At 65.6% G+C, this 8,747-nt stretch carries 8 protein-coding genes and 2 pseudogenes; 4 read left to right on the top strand and 6 right to left on the bottom strand.

Features of this window, described 5'->3' with window-relative positions; translation table 11 throughout:
• A pseudogene (locus VML93_RS12245) lies at nt 1–510 on the bottom strand (type III polyketide synthase); the annotation flags it as partial.
• A 388-nt stretch (nt 511–898) separates the two neighbouring features.
• Between VML93_RS12245 and VML93_RS12240 the strand changes: the two are divergent.
• Entirely contained in the window at nt 899–1,081 is a 183-nt protein-coding gene (locus VML93_RS12240; protein ID WP_325610897.1) for a hypothetical protein, read from the top strand.
• Here the strand turns inward: VML93_RS12240 and VML93_RS12235 are convergent.
• From VML93_RS12235 to VML93_RS12225, 3 genes are read right to left on the bottom strand one after another with little or no spacing between them, the layout of a single operon-like run.
• The gene (locus VML93_RS12235; RefSeq protein ID WP_325610895.1) at nt 1,074–2,141 is read right to left on the bottom strand and encodes a dihydrodipicolinate synthase; all 1,068 of its coding nucleotides are present in this window, start codon (nt 2,139–2,141) and stop codon (nt 1,074–1,076) included. The genes VML93_RS12240 and VML93_RS12235 overlap by 8 nt on opposite strands.
• On the bottom strand, nt 2,138–3,262 hold the full coding sequence (locus tag VML93_RS12230; protein ID WP_325610894.1) for an ABC transporter substrate-binding protein: 1,125 nt from the start codon (nt 3,260–3,262) through the stop codon (nt 2,138–2,140). The genes VML93_RS12235 and VML93_RS12230 overlap by 4 nt, the downstream gene beginning before the upstream one ends.
• The gene (locus tag VML93_RS12225; protein WP_325610892.1) at nt 3,259–4,254 is read right to left on the bottom strand and encodes a hypothetical protein; all 996 of its coding nucleotides are present in this window, start codon (nt 4,252–4,254) and stop codon (nt 3,259–3,261) included. Before VML93_RS12225 ends, VML93_RS12230 begins: the two co-directional genes overlap by 4 nt.
• An 84-nt stretch (nt 4,255–4,338) precedes the next feature.
• Between VML93_RS12225 and VML93_RS12220 the strand changes: the two genes are divergently transcribed.
• Nucleotides 4,339–4,782 (top strand): nuclear transport factor 2 family protein, encoded by a 444-nt coding sequence (locus tag VML93_RS12220; protein WP_325610890.1) that lies wholly within the window; start codon nt 4,339–4,341, stop codon nt 4,780–4,782.
• A 1-nt stretch (nt 4,783) separates the two neighbouring features.
• Here the strand turns inward: VML93_RS12220 and VML93_RS12215 are convergent, their stop codons facing one another.
• Entirely contained in the window at nt 4,784–5,674 is an 891-nt protein-coding gene (locus tag VML93_RS12215) for a hypothetical protein (protein ID WP_325610888.1), read from the bottom strand.
• 116 nt (nt 5,675–5,790) lie between these two features.
• Between VML93_RS12215 and VML93_RS12210 the strand changes: the two genes are divergently transcribed.
• Both VML93_RS12210 and VML93_RS12205 read left to right on the top strand, forming a co-directional pair.
• On the top strand, nt 5,791–6,681 hold the full coding sequence (locus tag VML93_RS12210; protein WP_325610887.1) for a DUF1295 domain-containing protein: 891 nt from the start codon (nt 5,791–5,793) through the stop codon (nt 6,679–6,681).
• Nucleotides 6,682–6,685: 4 nt separating this feature from the next.
• Complete coding sequence (locus tag VML93_RS12205) at nt 6,686–7,816, top strand: FAD-dependent oxidoreductase (protein WP_325610886.1); 1,131 nt, start codon at nt 6,686–6,688, stop codon at nt 7,814–7,816.
• Between the two features lies 1 nt (nt 7,817).
• On the opposite strand, the pseudogene VML93_RS12200 reads toward VML93_RS12205, so the two are convergent.
• A pseudogene (locus VML93_RS12200) lies at nt 7,818–8,747 on the bottom strand (hypothetical protein); the annotation flags it as partial.

Raw genomic sequence — 8,747 nt, 5'->3', positions numbered from 1 at the left:
TGGGTAGCCGCGCAGGTAGTCGTGCACGCGTGCCATCCCCGCTGCGCCCGCCACGCAGCCGAGTCCGAACAGCGGAATACGTTTGACGTCGGGCCGCAGACCGATCCGCGAGATCAGCCTTGCGTCGATGGTCGGCACCGCGATGCCGGTGCTCGAGACCGTCACGATGGCGTCCACTTCGTCAGGTTCGATGTTGGCCGCGGCGAGTGCGGACAGTACTGCCTGCTCCCCGAGGTCCTCGGCTACCTCGATGTATGCGTCGTTCGCTTCGGTGAAGCCACTGATTTTCGGGTAACGCGACAGCGGTAATGCGAGACTGCGATAGTCGACGCCAGTCGTTCGTGCGAAGCGCATGAACTCCGGCCCGGTGACCTGCGTGAGCTCGCGTGCCACCTCATCCTGGTTGTATCGGTGCGTTGGGAATGCCACTGCGGTGCCGGCGATGTGCGGGGCGCCGCGTCCGTGGCTCGCAGCCTGGTTCGCTGATGGGTAATATGTTGTTACGGTCATGCTCATGCTCACGAGAAGCGAACGATCAGCGTTTCATCGGATTACGGTGACCTTAAACACAATCCACTCATCGATGCTGGTGCACAACGAACTGGCAGCCGAAGGCAAGGTTATTCCCAGGGGACTGAGGAACGAAGTGCCCTACCCGGAAACGCAGCTACCATGCACACTCCGGCAGCGACTCCGCCAAAGGTCTCGAGAAACTCCGCCGCCCCCTGTCAACGTGCTGATATTCAGCTCTGAAACAGATTTGAATTTCCCAAGTTCTCTGTACAACCGCGATACGCCGGTCCTAGCGTCGATGGCAGCCAACAAATCAACACGCAGCGGGCCTCGGGGAGAGGCCACGCGAAGTAGTCAGGTAGTTGTTAAGAGGGGAAACGGCTCGATGATCGACGATCAGCACCCCGCAGGCATCGAACACCTGCGTGGTGAACTGTTCGATCGGATGGACGCGCACCCATTCGAAGATTGGTCCCCCGCTCTGTTGCGGGCGTTGATCGCCGTCTTCGACCTGAACGGAGTCACGCCAACGGTCCCGCGCAGCTTCCGGCCTTACGTCGTCAAGTGACCGTATCGGGCCAGCGGTAGGCGCCGAACACCCGCGGAATGACCACGCCCGGCGGCATCTGCAGCACGTAGGGAATCGCGCGGATCGCGGTCATCGCGACCGCGAGTTGGCCGCCGGACGTTCCGTCGGACCCGTGCAACGAGTCGTCTGCGACGCGCAAATCGAGTCGTAGCGAAGGAGATCCGTCGACAAGAACCCGAACGAGGAACTCACCGTCACCGGCGGTCTCCCAGCCGGCGATGTCGGTCACGGTCCAGAGTTCCTCGGCGACGAGCACCGGCCGCCCGTCGCGATAGCCGGCCCATGACAGCTTTTGTCCGACAACGGTTCCCGCTTGCAGCGTCCCGCACGCGACCTCGACGTCGGTTTCGCTCGTTGCGGTTTCGATGGCCGAGCCGACCTCGTCGAGCCGCAGCCCGAGAACGTCCGCGGCTGCCCCGAGTGCCTGTTCGTACTGCAGGGAGACGGCCCTGAACATCGCTGAGCCGGTAGTGATCTCGTCGGGCGGCTTGCCCATGCCCATGAGATCGAACAGCATTCGGCGCTCGGATACGGTCGAGCAGTCGACGAACTCCTGCACAGTGATGCGGTCGACGCGCTGTGACAGCGCCGTGAGCCCCACCGCGAGCCGCTCGAACATGAAGCCCGGGTGTTCGCCGGCGGCGTGGAATCTGCTGCCGCCGCGGTCACATGCCAGGGCAATTCGCCGATGCGTGTCCTGTCCATAGGTGGGCAGGTGGTTGTACGAGGTCGTCGTGATCACACTCTTGCCGGACTGCAGCAGCGCCACGATGTCGTCAGTGTTGGTGTTTTCGGTGACTGCCTTGCTGGCCGCGTGCAACACGACGTCGGCGTCCAGCGCCAGAATCGCTGACTTGTCGTTGCAGGTAACGATTCCCGTGGGAGGCCGCCCGACCAGCGTGGCGGCATCGACACCGACCTTGGCCGGGTCGTAGACGAAGACACCTGCGAGCTCGAGCTCGGGATTGTCGATGACTTCGCGCAGTTGCGCGGCGCCGATCGGCCCGGTAGCCCACTGGATGACACGAACGGGCGTCATTGCGGCCCGGGAACCACAGGAAATTCGACCAGGCCCTCGATGGTGCCGTGCAGGACGGTGCCGCTGGCGTCGGGCAGCACCCGGCGGGCCACCAGGAATTCACTGCCCATCCAACCGCGACGGATGAACTTGCCGAAGCCGATTCGCGTGCCCGGAGCTCCCGTCGCGGCCGGCATCATCTTGATCTTCTCCAGCGCATCCTTGACGCCCGCGCCCGTCAACGGCCGCGCGGCGGCCAACGCGGTCATCATCAAACGCCCGACATCGCAGCAATAGAGCGGAAAGTAGTATTCCGGACGATGTCCGTGCCGTGCTGCGAATCGGTCGAGGAAGGCTTGGCCGACCGGGTTGCGCTCGTCGTACTGGTCCAGCCCGATCCAGCCCGCCAGCTGCTCACGCCACCACTGGCTGGTTGCGGCGAACTCGAAAGCGGTGGTCGTGTATCGGGGTGGCATCCAGCCGATTTCGCTGAGCGCGTCGTTCATCCCGGGAATTCCCAGCCCGAAGCCGATGTGCAATATCGCGTCGGGCTGGTGAACAGCGAGCTGCGCCATGGCCTTTCGCTTGTCGGCCAGAACCTGGGGAATAGCAACCTCCGCGCAGATGTCCAGGCTCACGGCCTTGCACGCCGCGCGGGCGGTGCGCAGGTACTCTTCTCCGATCAGCGACGATTCGAACGCGATTCCGGCTGTCCGGCAGCCGTCCAGTGCCGCGACGGTCGCCATGATGATGGGTTCTTCTTCCATTGAGCCCGCGGGCAATCCGAACGACCACTCGCCGAGTATGTTCTCGGATGCACCCATCGTGATGATCGGCACCTGGCCCAGCTCTTCGACGTACCGCCTTAGGGCAACCGCGTTTTCGGATACCCACGCGCCGAAGATCACCAGCACGTCTTGTGCGACGAGATCGAAGAACGCGTCACGCACCGCCCGGAAGGAACCGTTCGGCAGACCCTGTACCGCGCGCACCACCAATTCGACCGGGCGCTCCACCACGCCGCGCTCCACAAAGTCGTCGACGACCAGTTGCAAAGCGGGAAGGATATTTTCGTCGTAACCGCCGTGCTCGTCGAGGTAGTCGAACAGCAGCCCGATGCGGGCGGCCTGCACGGTGCTCATCGGCGATCCCGGGCCAGCCGAAAGCGCTGCAGCACGAAGTCCAGCAGTTCGGGGGTCAGCATGCCACCCGCGTATTCGACCCAGCACCAACTGCGTGCCGGCTCTTTACCGGACGAATCGCTCGTCAGACGCCCGAAGAAATGTAACGGACTGCCACTGGTGTCGAAGGTGAACGAATACGAATCCGCGCCGATCGTTGCATCCAGGGCGACCAATTTTCCTGCGTCATCGAAACTCGGCTCGGCAACGATATCGTTATGGACCGTGGTGACACCGTCTTTCAGCTGGTAACCCGGTCCGAAAGCCAGGCCGTCGCGGCCTTGCCAGAAGCTGCCGCCGCCGATTTCACCATCGCTGTACTCGTGCAACCAGGACACCCACATGCCTTGCAGCCGGCGGGCGATCGGGAGTTCGGTGTACGCCATTCCCGGCGGCCCGTAAGCGAAGTCCTGGTGCGCATACCCCGAGACCTCGACGCCCGACACCGACCCGGTCACGTACATCAGCTCGTGCCGGTAGTACACCTCGTGTTCGATGCCGTCCTGGGCCGGGACGTGCGTCACGACGACATCGCTGACTGTCTTGCCGTGGAACTTCCACCGCCGGCTGGCGTCGGACCAGTGAAAGTCGTTGGCGCCGCGCTCGATGTGCCCACTGGTGAACATCATCTGGACGCGATCGCCGCTGTCGCTGTACTCGAACGGCTCAAACCAGTCGATCGACGAGTATTCGTCGAACAGGTGCGGCGAGTCGGGATCCAGGCCCTTCTGGAGCGCCCGGAACCCGCAGACCGGCGAGACCACGTGAGTCATGCCGATCACGAAGTCGTCGGTTCCCCGAAGACCCCAGTAATCCTGACCCGACGCGTCAGACACCACGGCCCCCAGCCAAATGCCGGCCAAACCCACACCCGGCCCCGGTGTCCAGCCGCGTCGGTAGTGATCCAGCGTCGACGCCTGCCTGGTCACCTCGAACTCGATTCGATCTAGCACACCTAGCCCCTTTCGGCTGCCCTCGACAGGACTATCGTGCTACGCGGCACCGGGGCGACTGCGGTCGAGTTAGGAGTCACGGCGGTGGAGATGTGGGAACTGGTTGCCCGCGAGCAGATCCGCGACACTCTCGGGCGATACAACTGGTCGGGGGACGCCGGACGGCTGGACGGCCTCGCCGAGGCGTTCTGCGCAGACGGTGTCCTCGAGATACGCGGGTTCGAGCCACTGCGCGGCCGCTCCGAGATCGTGGCGTTCCTCAGCGGTGTCACCGGGAACGTCGCCGCCGGCACCGACGTCGCGCGCTTCAAGACGGTGGTGCGGCACAACGTCGCCAATGTGCTGTTCACCGGTCTGACCCCCGATCAGGCGCACGTCTCGTCGTACTTCACCGTGGTCACCCACATCGGGCTCGACCATTTCGGCCGCTATCGCGACATCCTGGTGCCCGACGGCGACACCTGGCTGATCAAGCATCGCAAGGTGTCGACCGACTGGACTGCCCCCAACTCCGTTATGGCGCTTTAGCTCACCGGATACGGAAGCCGCGCTTGCGCACCCAGAGCGCAGCGAAGACGGTTCCGGCCACCCAGACCACGAGAGCGATGCCGAGATGCACAAAGCTCTTCGTGTCGCGCCCCAGCACCGGCCCGATCGCCGCGGGCACCTGAGTCCACAGCAGGCGATGCTCCACCCCGCCCATCGGGTCGGCGACGTAGTACAACGCATAAGGCAACCCGAGGGCGAACAGCCAGCTCCCGGTGCGCCGCCAATCACGACGCTGCTGCCACCGCCAAATCAGCGGCTCGGCGCTCACCGGGTGCAGCACCGAGATAACGTTGCCCACGCCCAACCAGGAAACAATGGGCACCGCGACGTTGGGGATCGTCACGGCCAGCCGCGCCGGCGTTTCCAGCGACAGCGTCAACACCATCGCCGCCGTCAGGGTCGGCACCCCGACCAGCACGAGCAGGGTCAGATTCTTGATCAGCAGCACCCGCCACGCCGGTACCCCGTTGGACAAGCCCTTAAGGACGCGGAGGTGATCGGCGCCGAGCGTATTGGTGGTCGTGACATCGGCGAGGATGAACGACGAGAAGTAGCTGCCGATCAGGACGACCCAGTCCAGCTGCTGCCGGTGGAAATGCCGCACCTGCACGTGGTGGGGGCCGTGAACCGAGATCAACTTCTGCAGCACCAACCACGCCACGGCAAGGAACAGGTTGGCCACGACGCCCGACAACCAGATGCGGGGAGGCGTGAATGCCCAGCGGATCTCGGCGCCTACCGCCGGCAATAGCCCCTTTTCGAAGTCCTTGGCCGCCCGTTCGGCCGTGGCGGGATCAAGAGTCGATCCGCGCGCGGCGGCACGCAGCGCCGCGCGCACCGGTCGGCGTTTAGGCGCGTTGAACTCGGACATGTGCTCCCCACCGATGCGGTTGTGCGTGTGACCATACCGCGTGGGCTGACCCGGTCGGGCCGCGTTTGCGCTGGTGTTAGAGTTTTTCGACTGCGAAAGGCGGTGCCACCCAGACGATGTCGAAGTCCCGGTCGCTGGCGCTGGTCGGCGCGGCCTACCTGGTCGCTGTCGGTGTGGCTGCCGCCTGGCTGGGGTGGGGTCCGACTACCGGCAAGCTGTGGCTGGACACGTTGGTCGCCGACGCGCTGGCCACCGTGGTGGTCTTTGCGTTCAGCCGGGCGTACCACAACTCGAGCTTCTACGACGCGTACTGGAGCGTCATTCCACCGTTGCTGGCCTTCTATTGGTGGAGCCAGGCGGGACCGGGTGTCGACCAATTGCGCTGCTGGCTCGTTGCCGTGCTGGTGACTGTGTGGGCGGTGCGGCTGACCGCGAACTGGGTCTACGGATTTCCCGGTCTGCACCACGAAGACTGGCGCTACCCGATGTTTCGGGAACGTGCGGGGCGCTGGGAATTCGCCGTCGACCTGGTCGCGATACACCTGATCCCGACCCTGCAGGTTTTCACGGGCATGCTCCCGGTATACGTCTGCATGACCCACGCCGGACCTGACATCAGGTGGCTCACGCTGCTCGCCTTCGTCGTCGGCCTGGCAGCGGTGGCCATCGAGTTGGTCGCCGACGTTCAATTGCACCGCTTCGCCCGGGACCGGCAGCCCGGTCAGCTGCTGGACCGAGGGCTGTGGAGTTGGTCGCGACATCCCAACTACTTCGGCGAACTCAGCTTCTGGTTTGCCCTGGCGTTGTTCGGGGTGGCTGCTTCACCGTCGGACGCGTGGTGGTTGTTTGCCGGCACGCTGGCGATGCTGGGCATGTTTTTGGGTGCCAGCATTCCGATGATGGAGACGCGAAGCTTGCAACGTCGACCGGGCTACCAGGACGTCATCGACCGGGTGCCGCGTCTCGTGCCGCGGCCGCCCCGCAGGCTCGGCCATCCCGCAGGATAGTGGCATGAGCCGCAAACGCGTCGTCGTCGCGGGACTGGGAGACGCCGGGATCCTGACGGCGATCCGCCTGGCCAAGCACGCCGATGTCGTCGGCATCTCGGTCAAGCCCGGGCTGGTGAGCGGCCAGGAACTCGGCGTGCGGCTCTCCCGCCCCGACGACTGGGCCCGCGACTACTGGATCCCTTTCGACAGGTTCCGGGGCCTGGATCGGGTCCGGGTTGTGCAGGGCACGCTGACGGGATTGGACCTGGCGGCCCGAACCGTCTTCGGGCGGCGCGACGGGGATGACGCACCGCTCGCCGAGGAGTACGACGCGCTGGTCATTTCGACAGGGGTGGCCAACGGGTTCTGGCGGCAGCCGACGGTGCAGTCGGCCGCCGAGGTCGACGCCGACCTACGGGCCGCGCACGACCGGTTGGCCGCGGCCGACTCGGTGATCATCGTGGGCGGCGGCGCGGCTGCGGTCAGCAGCGCGGCCAACATGGCAACCACCTGGCCGCAGAAGCGGGTCGATCTGTACTTCCCCGGGCAGCGCGCTCTGGTCGAGTACCACCCGGGGATCTGGCGGCGCATCGAAGGTCGGCTGACCTCACTCGGTGTGGGCCTGCACCCTGGACATCGCGCCGTGGTCTCGAACGGGTTCACCGGCGACGAGATCACCGGCGAGCCGGTCACCTGGAGCACCGGACAGCCCGCGGCCGGCGCTGACGCCGTCGTCTGGGCGATCGGCCGGGTGCGGCCCAACACCGACTGGCTGCCACCCGATCTGCTCGACGAGCGTGGGTTCGTCCGGGTGACGCCACAGCTTCGCGTACCCGGGCATCGAGGTGTCTTCGCGGTCGGGGACATCGCTGCGACCGACCCGTTGCGAAGCTCCGCCCGCAATCGTGGGGATGCGTTGGTGGCCGGTAACATCCGCGCCGAATTCGCCGATCGGAAGTTGCGCACCTTCCGCACGCCGGGGCGGCGCTGGGGCTCATTGCTGGGTATACAGCCCAGCGGGCTGGAGGTGTTCTTTCCCACCGGCCGCACGTTCCGCTTCCCGTCCTGGTCGGTCGAACGGGTGGTGATGCCATTGATCGTCCGATGGGGCATGTATCGCGGAGTACGCGAAAACCCCCGCGTCGCCGGCTGAGCTAATCTCCGGTTCGCTCGTAATTCACGTCGGCCTCCACCGTCGTGGGGCAGTCGCCGGTGTACGTCTGACGCCACTTGCCGGTCACCAGGGGGATCGGATCCTGAGGCGACGGCGGCAGCGGGAGTTCGGCGCTGGTGACGACCTGCGCGGTACCCTCGGCGCCGGCCGGGCAGGCTGCGTTGAACGGCGCGCTCAACTCCGTCCACTTGCCGTCGGCGAACAGCAACGCCCGCGGGACGCCCTGCGCGTTGGTCAGGTAGGTCAGGCAAGCCTCGCCGGTGCGCACGCAGGAAGTCGTGGAGGCGAAGGTATCGGTCGCCGCGTCCGAGCCCGGCTGCGTGATCCTGGAGACGTATTTGCCGCGGAAGCCGCCCGCGGGACTCGATTTGTAGGGCGGTTGGGCCGCTGGGTCGGGGAGGTTTACGGCCGGGTCGGCGTCTCCGGTACGGGTCATTGTCAGCGACTGGTGGCCCGAACCACCGCATGCCTCAAGGGAATTGCGGCCGGCGTACTCACCCGACCAGGTTCCGTCCGGTTTGGGTTCCAGGACGTAGGTCCGCCACCAGCGCGTGGGTTGGTTGTCGCCGCCCGCGCTGGGCGGGCAGGTCAAGTCGAATTGGGCGGCCGCCACCCAGCGGTCGCCGATGTAATCGAATACCAGAGACTTCGCACCGGACTGGGCGGTGATGGCGTTCGGCTCGTCGGCCTTGGGCGCGGCGGCGGTGGCCACGCAGCGCCCGTCCCTGCATACCGACTTGGCCACCAGGTCGAACGTCCCGGCCCCTTCGGGGCTCGATTTGCCGTCGTCGGAGATATTGTTTGCGACTTGAACTTTGAAGGTCCCGGTCAGGACCGGTTCGGATTTCGCTGGTGGACTCGATTTCGGTGCCGCTGTCGGCGGCGGTGGTGGGGTGCAGCCGCACAGCAG

Origin of the sequence: Mycobacterium sp., from assembly GCF_035499775.1 — a bacterium.
Lineage (GTDB): Bacteria > Actinomycetota > Actinomycetes > Mycobacteriales > Mycobacteriaceae > Mycobacterium.
The sequence above is the reverse complement of the archived record's forward strand: the minus strand, read 5'-3'. Positions and strand labels throughout refer to the sequence as shown.

Bases quoted from the DNA above. Each gene is read 5' to 3' on its own strand.
- VML93_RS12240 (WP_325610897.1), top strand. From the start codon at position 899: ATGATCGACGATCAGCACCCCGCAGGCATCGAACACCTGCGTGGTGAA.
- VML93_RS12235 (WP_325610895.1), bottom strand. From the start codon at position 2,141: ATGACGCCCGTTCGTGTCATCCAGTGGGCTACCGGGCCGATCGGCGCC.
- VML93_RS12230 (WP_325610894.1), bottom strand. From the start codon at position 3,262: ATGAGCACCGTGCAGGCCGCCCGCATCGGGCTGCTGTTCGACTACCTC.
- VML93_RS12215 (WP_325610888.1), bottom strand. From the start codon at position 5,674: ATGTCCGAGTTCAACGCGCCTAAACGCCGACCGGTGCGCGCGGCGCTG.
- VML93_RS12210 (WP_325610887.1), top strand. From the start codon at position 5,791: ATGTCGAAGTCCCGGTCGCTGGCGCTGGTCGGCGCGGCCTACCTGGTC.
- VML93_RS12205 (WP_325610886.1), top strand. From the start codon at position 6,686: ATGAGCCGCAAACGCGTCGTCGTCGCGGGACTGGGAGACGCCGGGATC.